The organism is Paraburkholderia sp. PGU19, from assembly GCF_013426915.1.
GTDB lineage: Bacteria > Pseudomonadota > Gammaproteobacteria > Burkholderiales > Burkholderiaceae > Paraburkholderia.
Genome location: NZ_AP023183.1, coordinates 641365 through 662980 on the forward strand (window position 1 = coordinate 641365; position 21616 = coordinate 662980).

The 21616-nt window shown below is 62.5% G+C and carries 18 protein-coding genes and 4 pseudogenes; 8 read left to right on the forward strand and 14 right to left on the reverse strand.

Going from position 1 to position 21616, the window contains the following annotated elements:
• Together H1204_RS49965 and H1204_RS49970 are read right to left on the reverse strand one after the other, a co-directional pair.
• Positions 1 to 3183 (reverse strand): efflux RND transporter permease subunit, encoded by a 3183-nt coding sequence (locus tag H1204_RS49965; RefSeq protein WP_180736525.1) that lies wholly within the window; start codon positions 3181 to 3183, stop codon positions 1 to 3.
• Positions 3180 to 4316 carry an efflux RND transporter periplasmic adaptor subunit gene (locus H1204_RS49970; RefSeq protein ID WP_180736997.1) on the reverse strand — a complete coding sequence of 379 codons (1137 nt, stop codon included), beginning with the start codon at positions 4314 to 4316 and terminating at the stop codon, positions 3180 to 3182. The genes H1204_RS49965 and H1204_RS49970 overlap by 4 nt, the downstream gene beginning before the upstream one ends.
• Before the next feature lie 254 nt (positions 4317 to 4570).
• Here H1204_RS49970 and H1204_RS49975 point away from each other — a divergent pair.
• A pseudogene (locus H1204_RS49975) lies at positions 4571 to 5379 on the forward strand (TetR/AcrR family transcriptional regulator).
• A 148-nt stretch (positions 5380 to 5527) separates the two neighbouring features.
• Here the strand turns inward: H1204_RS49975 and H1204_RS49980 are convergent.
• Together H1204_RS49980 and H1204_RS49985 are read right to left on the reverse strand one after the other, a co-directional pair.
• Positions 5528 to 6583: an AI-2E family transporter gene (locus H1204_RS49980; RefSeq protein ID WP_180736998.1), complete on the reverse strand. Its 1056-nt coding sequence runs from the start codon at positions 6581 to 6583 to the stop codon at positions 5528 to 5530.
• Positions 6584 to 7709: 1126 nt separating this feature from the next.
• Positions 7710 to 7892, reverse strand: coding sequence for a hypothetical protein (locus H1204_RS49985; protein WP_180736526.1), 183 nt, complete (start codon positions 7890 to 7892; stop codon positions 7710 to 7712).
• Between the two features lie 511 nt (positions 7893 to 8403).
• On the opposite strand from H1204_RS49985, the gene H1204_RS49990 reads away from it, so the two are divergent.
• Positions 8404 to 8556, forward strand: coding sequence for a hypothetical protein (locus H1204_RS49990; RefSeq protein WP_180736527.1), 153 nt, complete (start codon positions 8404 to 8406; stop codon positions 8554 to 8556).
• 322 nt (positions 8557 to 8878) lie between these two features.
• Here the strand turns inward: H1204_RS49990 and H1204_RS49995 are convergent, their stop codons facing one another.
• The 10 genes and pseudogenes from H1204_RS49995 to H1204_RS50035 form a co-directional block, all read right to left on the reverse strand.
• A complete protein-coding gene (locus H1204_RS49995; protein WP_180736528.1) occupies positions 8879 to 9307 on the reverse strand; it encodes a hypothetical protein in 429 nt (142 codons plus the stop codon).
• Positions 9308 to 9310: 3 nt separating this feature from the next.
• A complete protein-coding gene (locus tag H1204_RS50000; RefSeq protein ID WP_180736529.1) occupies positions 9311 to 9685 on the reverse strand; it encodes a hypothetical protein in 375 nt (124 codons plus the stop codon).
• A 154-nt stretch (positions 9686 to 9839) separates the two neighbouring features.
• A pseudogene (dnaK, locus tag H1204_RS50005) lies at positions 9840 to 11773 on the reverse strand (molecular chaperone DnaK).
• Between the two features lie 77 nt (positions 11774 to 11850).
• Positions 11851 to 13472: pseudogene (gene groL / locus H1204_RS50010) on the reverse strand (chaperonin GroEL).
• Between the two features lie 50 nt (positions 13473 to 13522).
• Positions 13523 to 13825: pseudogene (locus H1204_RS50015) on the reverse strand (co-chaperone GroES).
• A gap of 364 nt (positions 13826 to 14189) precedes the next feature.
• Positions 14190 to 15341 carry an RNA polymerase subunit sigma-28 gene (locus H1204_RS50020; protein WP_180736530.1) on the reverse strand — a complete coding sequence of 384 codons (1152 nt, stop codon included), beginning with the start codon at positions 15339 to 15341 and terminating at the stop codon, positions 14190 to 14192.
• A 21-nt stretch (positions 15342 to 15362) separates the two neighbouring features.
• Positions 15363 to 15491: a hypothetical protein gene (locus H1204_RS52900; protein WP_274608308.1), complete on the reverse strand. Its 129-nt coding sequence runs from the start codon at positions 15489 to 15491 to the stop codon at positions 15363 to 15365.
• A gap of 139 nt (positions 15492 to 15630) precedes the next feature.
• Positions 15631 to 16155: a hypothetical protein gene (locus tag H1204_RS50025; protein WP_180736999.1), complete on the reverse strand. Its 525-nt coding sequence runs from the start codon at positions 16153 to 16155 to the stop codon at positions 15631 to 15633.
• 215 nt (positions 16156 to 16370) lie between these two features.
• Complete coding sequence (locus H1204_RS52535; protein WP_243469162.1) at positions 16371 to 16526, reverse strand: hypothetical protein; 156 nt, start codon at positions 16524 to 16526, stop codon at positions 16371 to 16373.
• A gap of 666 nt (positions 16527 to 17192) precedes the next feature.
• On the reverse strand, positions 17193 to 17576 hold the full coding sequence (locus H1204_RS50035; protein ID WP_180736531.1) for a hypothetical protein: 384 nt from the start codon (positions 17574 to 17576) through the stop codon (positions 17193 to 17195).
• A 247-nt stretch (positions 17577 to 17823) separates the two neighbouring features.
• On the opposite strand from H1204_RS50035, the gene H1204_RS50040 reads away from it, so the two are divergent.
• From H1204_RS50040 to H1204_RS50065, 6 genes are all read left to right on the forward strand, one after another.
• On the forward strand, positions 17824 to 18264 hold the full coding sequence (locus H1204_RS50040; protein ID WP_180736532.1) for an Hsp20/alpha crystallin family protein: 441 nt from the start codon (positions 17824 to 17826) through the stop codon (positions 18262 to 18264).
• Positions 18265 to 18277: 13 nt separating this feature from the next.
• Positions 18278 to 18685, forward strand: coding sequence for an Hsp20/alpha crystallin family protein (locus tag H1204_RS50045; protein ID WP_180736533.1), 408 nt, complete (start codon positions 18278 to 18280; stop codon positions 18683 to 18685).
• Between the two features lie 68 nt (positions 18686 to 18753).
• Positions 18754 to 19062: a hypothetical protein gene (locus H1204_RS50050; RefSeq protein ID WP_180736534.1), complete on the forward strand. Its 309-nt coding sequence runs from the start codon at positions 18754 to 18756 to the stop codon at positions 19060 to 19062.
• 13 nt (positions 19063 to 19075) lie between these two features.
• Positions 19076 to 19642: an Hsp20/alpha crystallin family protein gene (locus H1204_RS50055; protein WP_180736535.1), complete on the forward strand. Its 567-nt coding sequence runs from the start codon at positions 19076 to 19078 to the stop codon at positions 19640 to 19642.
• Between the two features lie 253 nt (positions 19643 to 19895).
• Positions 19896 to 20294 (forward strand): response regulator, encoded by a 399-nt coding sequence (locus H1204_RS50060; RefSeq protein WP_180736536.1) that lies wholly within the window; start codon positions 19896 to 19898, stop codon positions 20292 to 20294.
• A gap of 77 nt (positions 20295 to 20371) precedes the next feature.
• Positions 20372 to 21550, forward strand: a complete 1179-nt coding sequence (locus tag H1204_RS50065; protein WP_180736537.1) for a sensor histidine kinase — start codon at positions 20372 to 20374, stop codon at positions 21548 to 21550.
• The last annotated feature ends 66 nt before the right edge of the window (positions 21551 to 21616 follow it).

The window sequence follows — 21616 nt, forward strand, 5'->3', positions numbered from 1 at the left end:
TCAAACCTCCGTATGCTCGACGACGACCAGGGGCGCGCCGCGCTCGTCGCGGCGGACCCTGAAGCAGGTCGCGTAAAGCGCTGGCAGGAAGAACACCGTCAGTACTGTCGCGATGGTGATGCCGCCCATCAGTGCGGTCGCCATGGGCCCGAAGAAGCCCGAGCGAAGTAGCGGAATCAGTGCGAGCACGGCGGCGGCGGCCGTCAACATGATCGGCCTGAAGCGCCGTACCGTCGCGCCGATAATGGCGTCGAAGCGCGCGTGCCCCGCAGCGATGTCCTGGTCGATCTGGTCCACCAGAATCACGGAGTTGCGCATGATGATGCCGAACATCGCGATCACGCCCAGCAGGGCGACGAACCCAAACGGTTTGCCGAACAGCAGCAGCGCAGTCACCACGCCAATCAGCCCCAGCGGCGCCGTCAGCACGACGATAAACGTGCGCGCGAAGTTCTTGAGCTGGATCATCAGCAGCGTCAGCACCGCGATGATCATCAGCGGCATTTCCGCGTTGATTGAAGTCTGGCCTTTGACGCTCTCTTCCACGGCGCCGCCCACGTCGATCCGGTAACCAACGGGCAGCCTGGCTCGCTCAGCGGCAAGCGCGTGCTCGATGTCGTGCGTCACGTCGATGCCCTGCGCGTCACCACGCACGTCGGCCTGTACGGTGATGGTCGGCTGGCGATCGCGCTCCCAGATCACGCCGTACTCAAGCGTATCGCGCACATGTCCGAGCGAGCCGAGCGGAACTGGCCCATTGGGTGTCGGAATCGCCAGGCTGGTGAGCTTCGCGGGATCGACGCGCTCGCTCTTCGGCGCACGCAGATCGACGTTAATCAGCTTGTCGCGCTCGCGGTACTGGGTGACCGTGTAACCGGAAAGCGTCATCGCGAGGAAACTGGACACGTCCTCCGATGTGACACCAAGCTGGCGCGCCCTGTTCTGATCGATCTCGAACGAGATTGACCGTTCGGCCGGCTCGTCCCAGTCGAACTGGACGTTGCGCGTGCGTGAGTCGGCGCGGGTCTTGTCGGCGACCGTCTCCGCGATCGACCGCACGGTCGCGATATCATCGCCGCTCACGCGAAACTTGATCGGGAAGCCGACGGGCGGGCCGTTTTCAAGTCGCGCGACGCGTGTGCGCACGCCAGAAAAGTCCTTCTCCAGTTTCGCGTCGAGCCAGTGCATCAGTTCCTCGCGGGTCTCCACGTCTGTGGCCGTGATCACGAACTGCGCGAAATTGGGTTGCTGAAGCTGCTGGTCGAGCGGGAGATAGAAGCGCGGCGCGCCCGTGCCGACGAAGTCGACGAAGTGATCGATCCCGGGCTTACCATCGAGAACTTTCTCGAGGCGCTTTGATTCACGTAAAGTCGCCTCAAACGAAGCACCTTCCGGCAGCCTCAGGTCGACGAGCAGTTCCGGCCGCTCGGAGTTCGGAAAGAATTGCTGCGGCACCCGCGTGAACGCCCCCATCGCAATGACGAAGAGCACGGCGGTGACGCCGAGCACGACCCAACGCCGGTCGATACATGACGCTACCCAGCCCGACAGTCGCCGGTAGAAACCGGTGTTATAGACGTCATGTTCGTCATGTTCGTCATGAGCGCCGTCGCGCCAGTGGGCCTTGCGCTCCGGCAGCAGGTAAAACCCCAGCAACGGCACCAGCACGACGGCTGCGAACCATGAGACGACGAGCGAGATCGCCGAGACTTCGAAGATTGAGCGCGTGTACTCACCCGTGCTGGATTTGGCAAGCGCGATAGGCAGGAAGCCCGAGACCGTAACGAGCGTGCCCGTCAGCATCGGAAATGCCGTGCTCGTGTACGCAAAGGCCGCCGCGCGCATGCGGCTCCAGCCCTGCTCAAGCTTCACGGCCATCATTTCGACGGCGATGATCGCGTCGTCGACGAGCAGCCCCAGCGCGAGCACGAGCGTGCCGAGCGAGACCTTGTCCAGCCCGATGCCAAACAGATGCATGCACAACGCCGTCACGGCCAGCACGATCGGAATTGTGATGACGACGACCATGCCTGTGCGCAGGCCGAGCGAAATGAGGCTGACAACCAGCACGATCGCGACCGCTTCGCCGACCGCCTCGACGAAGTCGTCTACCGAATGCTTGACCGCGTGCGGCATGCTCGAGACGGGCGCGAGTTTCAGGCCCGCCGGCATCGTGGCCTGCAGCTCGGCCGTCCTTGCGTCGAGCGCCTTGCCGAGATCGATCACGTCACCGCCCTTTTGCATCGTTACGCCGATACCGAGCACCGCCTGGCCCCCGACACGCATCTGCGTGACGGGCGGGTCGTCATAGCCGCGCTTGATCGTCGCGATGTCGCCGAGGCGGAACGTACGCCTGTTGACGGTGATCAGCATGTCCGCGAGTGCCTGTTCGTCCCTGAACGCGCCGCTTGGCCGCACGAACACGCGGTCGTCCGCCGTCGTGATGGTACCGACGGGCGCCACGGTGTTCTGTGCATCGATGGCCTGGGCGAGTTGCTGCGGCGTAATGGAGAGCCGTGTCAGTTCCGCATTCGATATCTCGACGAAGACGTGCTGATCCGGATCACCAAAGTAGTCGACCTTTGCAACACCAGGTACGCGCAGCAGAACCGTACGCAGCTTGTCCGCATAGTCGTGCAGTTGCGCGGGCGTATAGCCGTCGCCTTCGAGCGCGTAGATGTTGGTATAGACGTCACCGAATTCGTCATTGAAAAACGGTCCGACCGTCCCCTTCGGCAGCGTCGCCCTGATGTCGCCCACCTTCTTGCGAACCTGGTACCAGGTCTCGGGCACCTCCCTGACGGGTGCCGAGTCCTTCATTGCGAAGAAAATCATCGACTCGCCGGGGCGCGAGTAGCTCTTGATGTTGTCGATATAGGGTGCTGCCTGCAACTGGCGGCCAAGCCGGTCCGTGATCTGCTCCTGCACTTCGCGGGCGGTTGCGCCCGGCCAGTACGTCTTGATGACCATCGTCCGGAAAGTGAACGGCGGATCTTCCGACTGCGCCAGCTGCGTATAGCCAATGACGCCAAAGAGCGTAGCCAGCCCGATCAGAAAGATCACGAGCTGCTGATGCCGCAGTGCCCAGGCAGAGAGATTGAAACCGGTTCCGCCAGCGGCTGCCTTATCGGAATCATCCAGAGGCGCGCTGTCGCACGCGTTTTCATGGTCGCGCGCGCTCATGTGGGGGAATCCTCTGAATGCAGCGGAGGTACCACCTGCACATGTTGCCCTGAACTCACGGCATGCACGCCTTGCAGGACGACGCGGTCGCCATCATGCAGGCCGGCACCGAGAGACACCGAGCGCTCGTCGTATCGCTGGATCGTGACCGGGCGCAACTCGAGGGTGTCGCTACCGTTTCGAACCACCCACACGGCAGGCTTTTCGCCCCGATGAAAGAGCGCTGTCACGGGTACTGTAAATGCCGCACCGGCGGCGCCCTCGCCTGAAACAGCGGCTGCGACATCGAACGCGACGTTGGCCGTCATACCAAGACGGACCTCGGGACTCGGTGCTCCCAGCGTCAGCCTGACCCGCCACGTGCGGCTCTCCTTGTCGGCCGCAGGTGACACCTCGCGTACGTGCGCTTCAAAAGTCTTGCCCGGCAATGCGGGCAAGGTAACGCGCGCCTTGCTGCCGACCGTCAGCGAATTCAGCGCGCGCTCAGGCGCATCGCAGACGATATCGACGTCGCCCGTCCAGTCCAGGTGGTAGACCGCCTGCGTGGCCTGCACGTTCTGGCCGGTGTCGGCGTCTTCCGACGTGATCACGCCGTCATGGTCAGCCGTGAGCGTCGCATAGCGCAGGTGATCCGAGGCGAGTGCCATCTGGGCGAGCGCGGAATTGCGCTGCGCAAGCGCAGTCGCAAAGGCGTCCTGCGTCTGCTCCAGTTGGGCAGCCGCAATCAGGTTCGCGCGCGACTGCGCCTCATCGCGATCGAGCTGCTGCTTCGCGAAAACAAGGCGATGTTCAGCGGCGTCAAGCTGTGCGCGGGCATTGACAAGGTTGTTCTGAAGATCGGTTGGGTCCAGCAGTGCAATGGTCTGCCCCGCCTTGACGGTATCGCCGATGCGCACGCGCCGCTCGATGACTTTCCCTCCCACGCGGAACGACAAAGGTGTGGAGTAGCGGGCCTGCACCTGGGCAGGCAACGCAGTGCCTTCGATGCGCCCATCCGGATGAACCGCACGCGCAACCACGGGCTTGGCCTCCGGCACGACAGCTTCGCGCTGGTGACATGCGCACAGGAGGATCGCACTGCACGCCGCGATGACAACGGGTACCCGGTGCGTCGACCGGGAGAGGAAAGGCAAGAGGGAGCGCGACCGCTTCGGCGCGACAGGACCGGAATGTTTCACGATGTTCACAAGGCAGGTGATGAATCCAGATAGAAATGCACGGTGTCCGCGGATTGAGGCGCGGTGTCTGCCACCCTCCCCTTCATGTCATGCCAGGGTCCCTGTTTCCGCTGTGTCCGGCGCACAGATGACATTAGAACCATTACTGATTATATTGTCAACCATGAGATTTAAATCTACAATCTGAAGAAATAGAGAATGGAGGCAACATGCCAGATGTCCCCCGTCCGCGCGCAGGTCACAGGCAAACCATCAAGGCGTCAATCGCGAGCCGCGAGCCCATGGCAGGGCGGTCGCCCCGTCTGGCCCGGCGCAGGCACGAGACACGCGTCCGCCTGCTCGATGCCGCATTCGGGCTGGTCGCGGAGAAAGGAATGGACGAGGTCACGATCAGCCAAATTACGGACGCCGCAGACGTGGGGTTCGGATCGTTCTATAACCACTTCGAGTCGAAGGAAGGGATTTTCGCCGCGCTTGTCGACTGGCTCTTCGAGGAGTTCGCCAACACTCTCGACTGCCTCGCCCGTGGGCTGGCCGACCCCGCGGAAGTCATCGCTGTTTCCGTGCGCCACACACTCCTGTGCGCCTGCCGCGAGCCGGTCTGGGGCAACTGCTGATACGAGAAGGGGTGTCTGCGCGCGCGCTCAGCAGGGGTCTTGGTCAGCGGCTCCTGCGAGATGCAAAGAGAGGAATTTCACAGGAGCGCTTTGTGGTCGCGGACGAATTGATGTGCGTTATCTCGGTGATGGGCACCGTACTCGCGGGAATCGCTGCCGAACTTGACCTCTCAGTGTCGTCCAGGCGGGCAGTTCGCACACGGAAGATCCTCCGCTCCAGGGCCGAGAAATTTGCCGAGAGTACCGCGGCCATCGTCTTGCAGGCGTTTGGTCTCGCACACCTGGAGGCGGAGAAAATCGCCCGCCGTCCACTGCCTGCAGCGACGCAGGATGGGACCTTCCTGAAATGGCTTGACACCGTGCCTAGCGCCGCGACGGCCGAGACGGAAGAGGGGTGTTGATCGCGACGCGCATGCTGCTCTTCTCCTGCGCAGATCGCGCGTCAATTGGTCCTCCCGGAGGGTGGTCGAAAGAGAGCATTTCTTCGGACTCAGCGGCACCGGAATCTTCTGGCAGCGCGTTGCACAGCGGACGCTGGATAATACGTCGTCACGACTGGTAAAGCGCACTCCTGAGATATCGGCGACGCAGTTCGCGCAACACCAAAGCAAAGACGGCACTGGCAGGTAGCGCAAGCAGGACGCCAAAGAAACCGAACAGCTTGCCAAACGCCAGCAATGCGAAGATCACCGCAAGTGGATGCAGGCCAATACGCTCACCTACCAGTCGGGGCGTGAGAATAACGCTCTCAAGAATCTGCCCGGTTGCATACACGACGGCCACCGCGCCAACGCCATACCACTCTCCGAACTGCAGGCACGCAGCGAGCAGTGCCAACGCCAGCGATGTTGCGAATCCGATATACGGAATGAAAACGGCAAGTGCGGTCAGCAGGCCAACGGGCAGCGCGATCTCCAGTCCCGCGAGCGCCAGCGCGGCGGGATAAAACACCGCGAGTATGGCAACGACGAGCACCTGGCCGCGCAGATACTGCGACATCATGTGATCGATCTCCGCGGCGAAGTCCCGCGTCCTGGCCAGCCAGCGACGGGGCACAAAGCTCTCTATGCGCTCGAACGCTTCGTGCCTGTCGAAGAGCAGATAGAAAAGTACGAGCGGTACCAGCACCAGATTTCCCACCACGCTGATCATCACGTCGCCGCTTGTGCGCAGGTACTGCCAGACGGCTATAGCAGCGCTGTGCTCGCCTACTATCAGGTGCGCTGCCAGCGCCTCGCGCAGATTCGCCATATCGAGCGAGTAGCTGAGCCCCAGGAAAGCTAGCCGCGGCCTGAGCGCGGCGTCGAGCCTGGCCGCGAGTGACGGAACCTGTCTTGTGAGCTCAGGTCCTTCTTTCTGGATCACCAGGAATACAAGCAAAATGAGCGACATGGCAAGCAGTGCGAAGCAAGCAATCATCACAAGTGCGGCCAGACCTCTGGGCACGCGGTGACGCACCAGCCACTCGACGCCCGGCTGCAAAACATACGCGATGATTGCACCCAGGAGAAACGGTGTGAGAACGGGACGCAAGCTCCACAGGAGAAACACGGCCGACAAGGCGACCGCTCCCCAGAAGAGTGATTGGCGATGGTAGGCAGTCATAGGTGCACGCCTTTCTGGCGTTCGAACGTATCCGGTTTTGCGCTCGCGAGCGGCGCCGGTCATGGATGGAGTGGAACACGCCGTGAACGTTATGCATCGCAGTACAGCCTGCGTTGCGGGACGACGCGCCGTCGAACCATACGGGTGCCACACAAAGGCCGGCGCCTGAACCCGCGTTCCGGCGCGGCAGCGCAGCGGCACTGGTGCTGTCGCGTCAGATTGACATCCTTAGGCAGAACCCGCGGCTATCGTTGGTTTGCAAACACGATGGGACATCCCGGTAGTTCGACGGGGGTGTGGCGAGTTCCGGCCGCCGGCCCGACGGCCCGTCGATATCCGTGAAAAGTGGTCGCACCACCAGCCCTGCCGGTGCAGGCGGGAGGATCGCCACCGGCGGCGGCGTGGAAACGACAATCGCAATGACACGGGGCGCAGGCGTAACGATCGAAGCACAACCGCCAAGCGCCATGGCGACGGTAGAAATCGCCAGACGGCAACAGGGGTAAAGACGGCGCTTCATGCTGGCCACCGCTCGGGCGCATTGTATGAGTTGCATCGGGCGTACATCCGTCAGGCCTTTGCGGTGGCCGACGCTGCGCTTGCCGGTTTCGCCTCGCGAGGGCGGCTGCGGCGCCGCTGCCCACCAGCCGACCGCCCGCTGCGTTTACCTCCGTCATCAGGCTCAGCCAAAACAGGCGGAGGCGGCATCAGGACAAGCGGTGGCACGATTACGACGCCCAGCGGTCTGTCGCCCGGCGTGCCGGCGGCTACGGTGTTTGCTGCTACCGCACAGGCAGCAGAACTTGCGAGCAAAAGCAGCGTTCGCGGTTTCATGGTCACCGTTAGAAATTGGCGGAGCACGCATGCGCCGCTTGTATGGTATTCGGACACCGCGCGCTTGCGCGGGTGGATCGGCGCACAGCTAACGTACAGATAATTCTCACTAGTGATTATCTTATCACTAGTGTATATAATGTCAATCAAGTTGAGGCCAGCCCTATTTTTCTGGCTTGGCTGCCGTACATGATGCCGACATGAGCAGCGAAACAAACTATTTCTTCATGTTGCGAAACCTTGCATCAAGATGTTGCATCTGCTGTCGGGCAGCCACCCGGCTCGATGGGAATCAGTGCACGCGCAAGCTCGTTAACACAAGCAGGCGCGCCAGTTCCAGTAACGCGTCGCCCAGCACGTCAATAGCACTGTTCGACGTGGACGCCGTTGCCGCACTGCGAAGCGCGTCCTGTACGATCTGATGGGCGTTTTCGGGATTCGCCTTCCCGATCCTGGCGATCAACTGCTTTTCCATGAGTACTCCTGCGTGGGCAAAAAATATCAGCCACCGATGTGTGGTGACGGCGGGAAGTATATGTGCGTCAGACACTAAAACGACGACCGCAATTGTCTGTTGCCAGTTCGCCAATTAATGGGCAGATTCTCACCATGTTCGCAATCCAGATTCCGACGGCCACGCACGCTCAACCGGACGCCAGTCCGCATGTCACATAGCAACACGGTCAAGCTCAGGCGCCGTCTCACTTGCCGGAACAATGATGAGCGGCAGAGTCGAGCGTTCGCGCAGTTGACCTCATTCAAGGGGGTAAGACAGCAGACCTGTCTTCTGCACTTCATCCAGTAGGGCGTACGAACATCGCTCCCCTTTCAGCGACACTTTTGACGATGAAGATCATTTATGATATAGGAATCACACTTGATTTTATAGTTTCACAGCCATGCAAGGTTGGTATTTGAGGCCATACCGATGTTTGATCGTTTTGCCGCTATGGGTGCGCGGGCGAAAAGACGCCTTCGCACATGTCATGCGTGAACATGACAAGGAAATAGAGACTGCACAGGACAATGTCGAACCACACGAGTTCATAGGTCAGGAAGCGCGCAACGGCAATATACCCGCAGAGCAATGCGGCCAGAGCGCCCATGACGGCGGCGTGAATCAAGCTGGCAAGCGTTGAACGTCCTTCGGGCGAGTCTCCTGCTGTAGCGGGCGCGGTTAGCCCGCGGCAACGAAGCACCGATGGTCAACGCGACGAGCAGTGCCACGAGACCGCGAGTGAAAATCGTGAGTTGAAGGCTGGTATCAACGGCTCTGTTGATCTGCTCGATACGCGACGGGATCAGCGATGGCCGGTAGCCGCCAGATTGGATGCCCTGTGCAGAGGAACGCGCCGCCAAGGCAGGCGACCAGCGAGCAATTGACGATATGCTTGACAAGTCCTTCGCTGAACGTCTGGAGGGCGGTCGACAAGACCTGTTGACCGGTAATGGCGAGGCCGGTCAGGTGTACCACACCGATCGCGGTTGCCAACGTTGCAAGTACGATACCGCGAAAGCACTGCGCCGCTGTCGGCCTTCTGGAAGGCGCCGCAGGCAGAGCGATCCTAACGGGACGCGAGCGCGACGAGCAGAAGGAATTCGGTTGCAATCTGGTTTCCCGGTTCCCACATCGCTGTCGACGTCGTCGGCAACGCGTCGGCTCAGCGCATCCAGTTCAATCAGCTGGACGTCGCTGATTGCAGATTGCAGTGGAGGAACGCTGTCTGATCCGGTCTTCTTTGCCCGGTTTTTGGCCGGCGAATTTTTGTTCCACGGGCAATCCCTTCGCAGATCATCAGTGGGCAGCCCGACACCGGCAACTTGCCGATCGTGGGCGTCGACGACGATTTCATCCGTGAAGGAGCGGCAGGTGACGCCGATGAGCCACAAGCACTACCAGACCGGAAACACGACATCGGGCTGCGGCGAAAACTGGATACCCGAGTCGGGACAGATCACGCGCCCCCGGACGGCGACTCGCTGGTTCAGGTAGGGCAACAGCAGAGTGGGGGCAGGCGTGCCTCCCTGGCCAAGCAGGATATCGGTCACCACCTTGTCGTTGCAGGGCGAGGTCGACGGGCGATCAAGCAGGATCGTCGTATAGTCGCCCGGCGCGTATTGCCCGCTGCCACGCTGGATTGTTCCCGTGATCCAGATGTCGCCCTGCAGGGGCAACGTCCGCGAAGGTGGGCTGGCTGGCATGGTGCCTTCTGGCCATGCACTCGAGATTAGCGCCGCCATCGCAAGTACAGGTAACCGCTTTTTCATGGCAAAGACCTCTTTTCCTCAAGTACCGCGCCGGCGTGTACGCCACGAGGCGCGCTTCATGGCCCGGAGCACGACGCGCCGCACGCGTCGTCAATGGCCCGCTGTTGCTGAAGCAGGCGTCGGCCCGAAAAACGCCGACGTTCGGGTCAGGCGCTCACCGCTTCGTGTTGACCTCCCTGAACTCGGCGTCGATTACATCATCGTCCTGGCCTGTCTTCCCGGGCTCCTGCGATCGGGTCGGGGCGCCCGGGGCGCTTGCCTGCGCCTGCACGTCCGCGTACACCTTTTCACCGAGCCGCTGCGAGGCTGCCGCCAGCGCGCTCATCCGGGCGTCGATCTCGTCCCTGTCTGATCCCTTCAGTGCGGCTTCGAGTGCTGTGATCGCAGCCTCGATCTTCGCCTTCTCCGCGGCACCCAGCTTTTCGCCGTATTCCCCAATGCCTTGCGCGTGGTGTGAACGAAGGCATCGCCCTGATTGCGCGCCTCGGCGAGCTCTCGCAACCGGTGGTCCTCCTCGGCGTGCGCCTGCGCGTCCCGCACCATCTTTTCGATTTCCGCTTCGGACAGACCGGAACTGGCCTTGATGGTGATCCGGTTTTCCTTGCCCGTCGCCTTGTCTTTGGCCGACACGTGCAGGATCCCGTTCGCATCGATGTCGAAGGTCACGTCGATTTGCGGCACACCACGCGGTGCAGGCGCAACGCCTTCCAGCCTGAACTCGCCGAGCAGCTTGTTGCCGCTGGCCATCTCGCGTTCGCCCTGCCAGACCTTGATGGTGACCGCCGGCTGGTTGTCGTCGGCGGTCGAGAAGATCTCCGAGAACTTTGTGGGAATCGTGGTGTTCTTTTCAATCATCTTCGTCATCACGCCACCGAGCGTTTCGATGCCGAGCGAGAGCGGCGTCACATCGAGCAGTAGCACGTCCTTGCGCTCGCCCGAGAGCACTGCCGCCTGGATCGCCGCCCCGACCGCGACCGCTTCATCCGGGTTGACGTCCTTGCGCGGCTCGCGTCCGAAAAATGTTCTGACCGTCTCTTGGACCCGCGGCATGCGAGTCATGCCGCCCACGAGGATCACGTCATCGACCCCGTCGGAGGTCAGGCCGGCATCCTTCAGTGCGGTGCGGCACGGCTCCATCGTCCGCTCAATCAGGTCTTCCACGAGCGATTCGAGTTTCGCGCGCGTAAGCTTCACGCTCAGGTGTTTCGGACCCGCTGCATCCGCCGTGATGTAGGGCAGGTTGATCTCGGTCTGCTGGGCCGACGACAGCTCGATCTTGGCCTTTTCGGCCGCTTCCTTCAGGCGCTGCAGTGCGAGCACGTCCTTCGACAGGTCGACGCCCTGCTCCTTCCTGGACTCGCTGACGACGTGGTCGATGATGCGCTGGTCGAAGTCTTCACCGCCAAGGAACGTATCGCCATTCGTCGACAGCACTTCGAACTGCTTTTCTCCATGGACGTCGGCGATTTCAATCAGGGAAATGTCGAAGGTGCCGCCGCCGAGATCAAATACGGCAATCTTGCGGTCGCGGTTTTCCTGCCGGTCCAGACCGAACGCAAGCGCGGCCGCCGTTGGCTCGTTGATGATGCGCCTGACTTCGAGACCGGCGATGCGGCCCGCGTCCTTCGTGGCCTGGCGCTGGCTGTCGTTGAAGTACGCCGGGACCGTAATGACGGCTTCCGTGACCGTCTCGCCCAGATAGTCTTCGGCCGTCTTCTTCATCTTGCGCAGGACTTCCGCTGACACCTGCGACGGCGCGAGCTTCTGGTCGAGTGCTTCGACCCACGCATCGCCGTTGTCGTGCCTGATGATCCTGTACGGCATCAGGCCGATGTCCTTCTGAACTTCTTTTTCGTCGAAACGGCGGCCGATCAGGCGCTTGACCGCGAATAGCGTGTTCTTCGGGTTGGTGACCGACTGTCGCCTGGCGGGCGCGCCCACCAGGATTTCATTGTCGTCCAGATACGCGACAACAGACGGCGTCGTGCGCGCCCCTTCCGAGTTTTCTATCACCTTGACCTGCGTGCCTTCCATCAGTGCCACGCACGAATTCGTGGTACCGAGATCGATGCCGATGATCTTGCCCATGATGTCTTCGCCCATGCTCAAGGATTTCACCCTGTCCCGCTCGTCCCGACATGCGCCGTCGCCGTTCGGCACGTGATTCAATAGTCCATCGCAGGCGGCGACATGGGCGCTTTTGCCTCGTCCTTCGGCAGTTCAGCGACCACGGCGTCGGTCGTGAGGATCAGTCCGGCGACCGAGGCAGCATTCTGCAGCGCGGTGCGCACCACTTTAGTCGGGTCAACAACGCCCATTTCCATCAGGTCGCCATAGGTGTCCGAAGCCGCGTTCCAGCCAAAACTGCCTGTCTGCCCAAGGACCCTGTTGACCACGACCGAGGCCTCTTCACCCGCGTTCGTTGCAATCTGCCGCAGTGGCTCTTCGAGCGCCCGCAGGACGATGCGGATGCCGGCGTCCTGGTCAGGATTGGCGCCCCGCAGGTCGCCGAGGCTGGTCCGGGCACGCAACAGCGCGACGCCGCCGCCCGGCACGATGCCTTCCTCGACGGCTGCACGGGTCGCATGTAGCGCATCCTCGACCCGTGCCTTGCGCTCTTTCATCTCGACTTCGGTGGCCGCCCCCACCCTGATGACCGCTACGCCCCCGGACAGCTTCGCGATGCGCTCCTGAAGCTTCTCCCTGTCATAGTCGCTTGTTGTTTCCTCGATCTGACGACGGAGCGCCTGGACGCGCCCATCAATTGTCTTCCGGTCACCGGCGCCATCGATGATCGTGGTCGCTTCTTTTTCGATCTCCGCGCGTTTCGCCCGCCCGAGGTCTTCGAGCTTCACATTTTCGAGCTTGCCGCCGGTTTCCTCCGAGATGACCAGGCCGCCGGTCAGCGTCGCAATGTCCGCCAGCATCGCCTTGCGCCGGTCACCGAAACCCGGGGCCTTCACGGCAACCGTTTTCAGGATGCCGCGCAGGGAATTCACCACCAGCGTGGTCAGGGCTTCGCCCTCGACATCCTCGGCGATGATGAGTAGCGGCTTGCCCGCCTTGGCCACGGCCTCGAGCACCGGCAGCAGGTCGCGGATCGACGAGATCTTCTTGTCGTGCACGAGGATGTACGGTTCCTCAAGAATGGCAGACTGTTTTTCGGGATCATTGATGAAGTAAGGCGACAGCCACCCGCGGTCGAACTGCATGCCCTCGACGACCTCGAGTTCGCTTTGCAATGACTTGCCCTCTTCGAGGGTGACCGCGCCGTCCTTGCCGACCATGTCCATCGCTTGTGCGATGAGGCTGCCGATTTCCTCGTCCGCGTTGGCCGAGACGGTGCCGACTTGCGTGATCTCGCGGCTGGTCGTGACTGCGCGCGAGATTTTCCTGAGTTCCTCGACGATCGCGGCCGTCGCCTGGTCGATACCTCGCTTGAGGTCCATCGGATTCAGGCCGGAAGCGACATACTTCATGCCTTCCCGTACGATCGCCTGGGCCAGCACGGTGGCGGTCGTCGTGCCGTCGCCGGCAACATCCGAGGTTTTGGCGGCGACCTGCCTGACCATCTGCGCCCCATGTTCTCGAACCGGTCGCGCAGCTCGATTTCCTTGGCGACCGAAACCCCGTCCTTCGTGACAGTCGGTGCGCCGTACGATCGCTCGAGGACAACATTTCGCCCCCGGGGACCGAGCGTGACCTTGACCGCATCGGCCAGGATGTTCACGCCCGTGAGGATATGCTGGCGGGCGAGTTCGTGAAACTGGACATCTTTGGCGGACATTTTCGTGTACCTCCTGGCAAACCAGACAAAAGGGGATGGCGCTGGCTGGCCTACTGCGCCGGTCCGGACGTGACGACGCCCAGCAGGTCGTCTTCGCGCATCACCAGCAGTTTCTCCCCTTCAACCTTGACTGTCGTGCCGGCCTATTTGCCGAACAACACGCAGTCGCCGATCTTCACGTCGGGCACGCAACGGCTGCCGTCCTCCAGCCGCCTGCCGGGGCCAACGGCGATCACTTCTCCCTGGTCCGGCTTTTCGCCCGCCGTATCGGGGATGACAATGCCCCCCGCCGTTCTGCGCTCCTGTTCCACGCGCCTGACCACGACGCGACCATGCAAGGGTGTGAGTTTCATGTCCTGCTCCCTCTGATCAGATCACAAATGGCTCTGCGGATCGGGAGGGCGACGCGCCCCAGTGCGTGACCGTTCACCCTGGCCTGTTGCGGACAGCCGCATGGCCGGGTTCGGACGATTTCAGGGGCGCTCCGACCCGACCGAGCGCGGTTCGCCGTCGCACGTGTGGCGCTCGAGGCTGTCCGTCGTGTGGTCGCGGGACGGCGCGAAGGCGCCCAGGTGCACGCCATGGGATCGCAAGCCGGAAAGGTCTGCTGCAGCGCCTCGTCGAGTAGCCGGTCGATGTCATCGATGCCGTTTCGCTTCGATGTCGTGGTGGGTTTCATCGCAGTTCTCCCTTTCTGCGTTTCCCGCGCGGCGAAATTCAGGGCCGTCCACCTTCTGACTCCGGGACACCGCGCAGTGTCGCCTCGTCAAATTCATGCGACAGCCGGGACGCCGGTGGCAGCACGCCCGGCACGACATAACCGGCGGCCTCGTCCGAGCTCTGGGGTGCCAGCCGCAGGTCGGCAAGGCGGGCCCGCAAAAAAGCATCAGCATGCGCGAGCCTGCGCTCAAGCTCCTCCTCCGTCACGCCCAGGACCTGCGCGGCAGGGCCTGCGGCCAGACCTTCGAGACGGCAAAGCACGACGGCCCGGCGCCAGGGCGCGGGCAGCTCCGACAGAAGCGTCGCCAGCAGTTCGCGCAGTTCCCTCTCGCTCACGGCCTCCTCGGGCGTACCGTCCGTTGACGGCATCACGTCCTCGACACGCAGGATTTCGTCGGGTTGCCAGTATTCGAACAGCACCTCGTCGGTGTCCTCGCGCGGCTCGCGCAGCTGGACGGGCAGTCTGCCCTCCAGTGAGATACAGCGGCCTTCCTCGCTCTGGCGACGGGTCACTTCCTCGGCCAGCACTTCCAGCGCGATCTGGTAAAGCCACTGCAGCGGTTTGAGCCGGTGCGGGCGTGCTGCCCGCTGCTCGCACGCACGGGCCAGTGTTTCGTCGGCGATCTCGTCGGCCAACGGGTCGCCTGGGGCGAGATCACCGCTTGCCTGCAGGTGCGAGAGTTCTCGCTGCACAAAGCGCTGCAGCGGCGCGAGCAGGGGGCGAACGAGTTCGCCGAAAGACGCCATCCCGGCGTCGCCGTGTGCGGTCAGCGCGGTCCTGAGCTGTCGAAGCCCGGCACGTCGCTCCTTGCGGCGCCACGCGTCTTCGTGACGCAGATGCGCGATGTGCCGTTCGGTCTGCCGCTCCAGCTCCTTGAGGGCGTGATCGACCGCCTGTTCCAGCCCGGACGATTCGTCCCCGCACGTAAGCGTTGCGCCCGGCAGCCCCAGCTGGAGCCGGACCCGGTATAGGCTGCGATGCAGGCTGCGATGCCGGCTCCTCTCCAGCGTCGCGCGCAGACGGACCAGGCCGGGCGGAAAGTGCGACAGATGCGCTGCCAGGCGCCGTTCAGCGAGCCTGCAGATCAGCGCTTCGAACCCAGGACGGGAGAGCTTCGGAACGTTCCGGTAACTGATGGCCATTTTCATGTCAAACCTGCCCCTATCCCGCTACACCCACTGCACTCCGATGGCGGTGCCGAACCCGTTCACACCGGGGCGCGCCAGCATGAAGGTCCGGCGTCCCCAGGACGCCAGCTCTTTCGCCGCAATCTGGCGTGCCTTCATCCGGTCGTTCATGGCCGCCTTTATCAATTACGCTAGTTATCCTGCCTACAGTTCGACAACAACAGCCCGGATCGAGCAATACAAAACTCACGGTGCCATGAAACCTGTGCAGGCGAGCGCACATGTCGTGGCGATGCGCCGCGATCACCCATCAACCCGTGCCCGCGGTGCCACCCGCATCTGGCTTCTGTTCTTCCAGACTCAGGTACGTCTCAGCCGCCACCAGCCCGAACAGGATGTGATTGAGGAAATTCACTCCGCTTCGGGCGTCGGCAAACCATGGGAACAGCTGCGTCATGCCGTAGTAGTTGACCACGTACAAGAGCACGCCGAATGCGGCCCCCACCAGCGATGCCATTTCAACGCTGGAATCCAGGCTGAATGGCGCCATGATCACCGCCAGAATGACAGCAAAGAGGATCGACAGCACGAAGTGCGTCACCAGCGCCATCAGCATGATGCCCAGTGCGAACGTAGCCGGTTGTGCGAGCGCGCCGCGCCCCATCACGATCGCCGCAGTCGTGCGCCACGGCCCCCACAGGCTTTGTCCTGCGACGGCCGTGGCGAAGAGTTCGATTACCAGGAAAACCGCGCTCGCCACGCAGCCGCCGATGAGCGCTGCGCGCCAGTCGGGCAGGCGCCGAACAAAATGGTGCGAATGCATATGAAGTTCCATCATGACCTCCTCGCCACTCATCACAATCTGCATTCCCCCTGCCTGCGCGCCCCCCCTTTGATCAGTTCTATCAGCGAGGCAGTTCAGGCCGCCTCCGGAACATCTGATGGCGGCCCACCAACCGGACGATGGTCGACAAGCCTGACTGCGTATGCAAGCGCGTCCGCTTCGGCTTCATCGCGACTGGGCCGTCGCTGGCCGGGCCGGCGCAGAGTCTAGTCCACGACAGTCTCGCCGTCCCGGCCAATCTGCACGAACGCCGCATCCTCCGCCCTACCGGCCATATCCGGCGCGCCCCCACCGTGACAGACGAGGAGCGTGCGCAGACGAATTTCGTAGCCACTGCACGTTTCGATTCTCACGCTGTTCATTGCATCCCCCTTTCAGGCAAGTAGGATATCCAGGCGTTTTGCGCAATGTCCGCAGCCTGTCCGCCGGCCGCGACGTCGGATGAACGCTCACGCGGCGGCCGTAGTTCGGACCGCCGTGAAACGCTGCTATTAAGCAGACGCACGTCTCGTCCGGTGTCGGCGAACGGACTGTCGCATGGCGGTAAGGCGCGCCGACAGCGTGCGTTGGATATGCCTGGAGAGCACCCGGAAAACGCGGGGAAGGACGCCGGCCTGACGGCTTAAGCGCACGGTCGGGCGCGGGAAAAACGGGCGTGAATTGAGGTCGCTCATCGTCATCTCCTTTGACGCAGCAAGGAAGAGAACGGGCTTGCGCGCTCCAGTTCGCCTGCCATGCTGCGGGGCAAACAAATCGAAACACGCAGTGTGCAACCGGTAGGGGATTGGGCACACTGCCTGAGCTGGATATAACTTAGCTTCACTGATTAAAAATTTCAAGTTACACCGCGCTTCAGATTTGCGGGCGGCGCCGCGTCGTGTATCGGCCGTACGACGGCGCACAATGCATGCTGTTCGCACGGGCGCCAGGGAATCGTCAGAACGTTGCGCGTTCAGGGGCATGGCGAGGGGCAGCCGCCTGTCCCAAAAGGACGGGCGTCCCGCTCTCCCTCTGCTGAAATTGCCGCGTCACTGCGGCGGCGGCGCCGTACCCAGCTTTTCGGCGAGCATCCTCTCGTACACGCCAAAGTGCAGATCCACCTCGGACTGCACCACTGTCGTGACGATCAGGTTGATGTGGTCCGGTGGCAAACCGAGCACGCCCGCGATAAACGTTTCGAGCTGCGGCGCACAGATCTTGTCCTTCGCGATGGTCGTGCCGATCGTGACTTCGTAGATCTTTTCCTGCCGGCAGACCACTTCCACCAGGCGCGCGCGGGCGCTCATGTTGTTGTCGACCGCGATGCGGACGACCTCCACCGCCTTGCGCATGGCTTCCGTTGGAAAGCCTCTGGTCGAGCGCAGCCGAACGCGATGCGGGCCCAGAGTCAACCAGTCGGTATCGAATTCCATGATGTCCTCCCGTCGTCAGACCGCTTCGTCCGCGATGATAGGAGTGGCCCAAAAATTTTCAAGAGATGGCCTCGCTTCTACCCTTGAAAAATCCGTTGGAGGGCCTATCTTAGGTTTCGCTCAGGCAGTCGTGCGGTGCTCGACCGGCCGCACGCTGCGTGTTTCGATTTGTTTGCCAGACGCTGGCAGGCGAACTGGAGCGCGTAGGCCCGTTCGCCTCCATGCGTGATTCGAGGAGGACAGCATCATGAGCGATATCTATTCCGGCACCGACCTGTTCAGCGAGTTCGACCGCTTGCAGCGCCAGATGGCCAGTCTGTTCAACACCTTCCCATCCAGCATCCGCGCGAGCCGATTTGGCACGTTCCCGACTGTCAACATCGGCGCGACCGACGATTCATTCGAGATCGTCGCGTTCGCGCCGGGTATTGACGCCGCCGGGCTCGACGTGTCGATCGACAAGGGCGTGCTGAGCATCAGCGGAGAGCGCAAACCGTCCCGGCAGGACGTGAATGATGAAACCCGCATCTATGCGCAGGAGCGATTCACCGGCGCATTCCGGCGCGTCATCGAACTGCCGCAAACGGCGGATCCCGACAAGGTGCAGGCCCGTTACGAAAACGGCTGCCTGATGATCACCGTCGGCAAGCGCGAGTCATCGAAGCCACGTGCAATTTCCGTCCAGTAACCGGGAGCCGATCATGAACGACACTACCGAACTCACCCAGCGCGATCAGACCAACCTCGCGCAGCGGGAGGGCGACCAGTCCGCGCGCCGCATGACGATCACCCCAGCCGTCGACATCTTTGAGGACGGGCAGGCCGTCACGCTATGGGCCGATCTGCCGGGTGTCACCAAAGACAAGCTGGACGTGCGCGTGCACGACGGCAACCTCTCGATCGAGGCGGAGGCAGTCGTGCCGACGCCGGCCAACCTGCGCCTGCAGCATGCGGAAGTCCGCGAGCCGCGCTTCGCGCGCACCTTCACGTTGTCACCGGACTTCGACACCTCGAAGATCGAGGCCAGCCTTCAGGATGGCGTCCTGAAGCTGACCATCCCGCGCCGCGAGGAAGCGCGTCCACGGCGCATCGAGGTGAAAACCGGCTGATACGGTGGCCGTGAATGGTATGGGTGGTGGCGGCACCGCCACCGCCCGCAGTTGGAATGGGAGGTTCGATGCCTGAAGAGACACACCATTCGTGGAAAGGGCGTGCGATCCGTATCTGCACGATCCCTGTACGTTACCTCGCGTCATGCACATCTGCGCCAGACGGCTACGTCGCCATCGTTCGCATTGAATCCGACGGTACTGTACTGGCCGACTGGCATCTGCCGCGCTACGCCGAGCGCTGGTCCAGCGCTGGCGAAGCGCGGCGGGCTGCGTTCGAGTACGTGGTGAAGCTGGTCGATCGCGGCGTGTTTGGCACCCCGGCCGCGCGCGCACTTGCAACGGCGGAAGGCTTGTATGAAACAGGTTCACACTGAAACGGAGGAAACCATGGATACCGATCTGCAAAAATGGAACCCGTTCAGATTCCTGCGCAAGGACAGGACGGACCAAAACGAAAAGGCGAAATCATCGGACACGGTGGCGCCGTCGTCGGAGCGAACTGACGTCGCACGGCTTCTGCACGCCGATCCGTGGCGCATGATGCATGAGTTCCTCAACGACCCTTACGCGGGATTCGGGGCGCTGGACCGCTGGTTCGGCGACTTCACGCCGGCACGTTTCCAGCCACATATCGATGTCGTCGATGAGGGCGACGCGTTGCGGGTAACGGCCGAACTTCCAGGCGTCGAACGCGAGGACCTGCATACGACCGTTGAAAACGGGACCCTTGTGCTGCGCGGCGAGAAGAAGCAGGACATGCGCAGTGAGGAAAAGGGCTGCTACCGGCTTGAGCGGGCTTACGGTGCCTTCCTGCGCACGGTCCCGCTGCCCGAGGATGTCGACATCGACAAGATCGACGCGCGGTTCGACAAGGGGGTGCTGAATGTACGTGTGCCGCGGACGGGCACGGCGCGATCGACCGCGCGCAAGATCGAAATCCGCCAGGGAAAGTAGGGGAGGCAACAAGCGAGGCCTGGCCACGGCAGGTAAATTCTTCCCGGTTCTATTGCTTTGTGCGTGTCAGTTCCAGCGTCGGTGCCGCACGCCAAGGGGATGGCCATGCCGGGCCCCCTTGCCTGCGGCCGGACGCGTTAGCGGCCCCTATTGGGTCACGCCGTGCTGTTCGCGATCGCCGGGAGCGATACTTACCTCGGCACGATCAATGCTTGTTCCCGCGCAGGCTTGATCCGCTACCACGCTTCGCAAAGTGACTACATTGCTGCTGGTCGAAGACGACCCCGACATGCGCGAGCCATTGCAACTGCTCCTTGAGGACGCTGGCTACCGTGTGATCGTCGCCGAAGACGGCGCCGCCGCGCTGACTGCAATGGGCAGCCTGCGCCCCGACGCCGTGGTCACCGACTGGTCGATGCCGGTGATGGACGGAGTCGCGCTTTGCCGTCGCATGCGTCAGGAGGCGCGCCTCGCCACTGTGCCCGTCGTGCTCATGTCAGCGTCGTCACTGCCACCAGGTGTTGCCTGGTGGGACGTATTTCTGCCCAAGCCGGTTTCGATCGACCAGGTCGAGCAGGCGCTTCACACGCTGCTTGGGTCATCGAACGACGGGCGGGTCGGAGAACAGGGAGACACGGGCGATGAACAGTAGCTCCAGGAGCTGCCACCCGGCGTCACGCCTGCACTACGCTGCTGAGGGCCACCAGTAACACCACGGAGGATCAGGATATGCACCTCGCGGATTTCATCGAATCCCATCTGGATTTGCTGGTCGCCGACTGGATCGAATTCGCCCGACGTCTCACGGACGACTCGCAGGACCTGTCCGACGAAGAACTAAAGGACCTCGCAGCGCAACTGATGCTGGCCATCGCGGCTGACCTGCGAACTCCCCACATCAATGTTGGTCGGATTGCAGCCCTGCATGCCGGCCGGTTTGCCGGGCCCGCGACCATCTCACGCGTTGCCCGGGGCCACGCGGAAGAGCGTCACCGGCACGGCTTTACGCTCGATCAGATGGTGGCCGAGTTCAGGGCTCTGCGCGTAAGCGTCACACGCCGCTGGACGGTGCATGCGGACAGAGAGGACCTTGTGAGCACGATGGACGAACTGGTGCGATTCAATGAAGCGCTCGACCAGGCACTCACGGAATCAATCGCCCACTACACGACCCAGCTGACGCGCACGCGTGACATGTTTGCGGGTGTGATCGCGCACGACCTGCGCTCCCCCGTGCAGGCAATCGCCATGTCCGCCCAGGCGTTGCGACAGGTGCGCATGAATCCGGACATGACGCTCAAGCTGCTCGGTCGCATCGAGGTCGCATGTACAAGGCTGCGCCTGCTGATCAACGACGTGCTCGATTTCGCGCGCACGCGACTGGGCGATATCCTGCCGATGAATCTCCAGCCTGCCAGTCTTCGCGAGATCGTGCTGCGCGCCATTGACGAGGTCAGTGCTTCAACGCCCGGTTTCCGGGTGCGCAAGCAGTTGGGTGATGACAACGCGATCGGTTGCTTCGACGAACAGCGTTTGACGCAGGTCGTCGTCAACCTGCTTGTGAATGCCGTGCAGCATGGCGATCCTCGAGCGGAGATCACAGTCGAACTTGGCCGGCAGGACGAGGGATTCGCAATGGCCGTCAGTAACCATGGGCAAACGTTGCCGCCCGAAGTGCTGGCCACCGTCTTCGATCCGCTGCGTGGCGCTGCGCAAGGCACGTCGGCGGGCAGGGTCGGCAAGGGAGTCGGGCTTGGACTCTACATTGTGCGCGAGATCGTACGGGCCCACGGCGGGCACGTGGAAATGCAGTCCAGCGGGGGCCTCACCACCGTGCGTGTCTGGTTACCGGCTGACGACGCACGGGTTTCGCCGTTCCCGTCCCCTGCCAGAAACGCCGATGAGTGAACCTGAACCTTGATCGTCCAGCAGGACAACCTGCCTGCATAGCGAGCGCGGCCAGCTTTGCCCCGT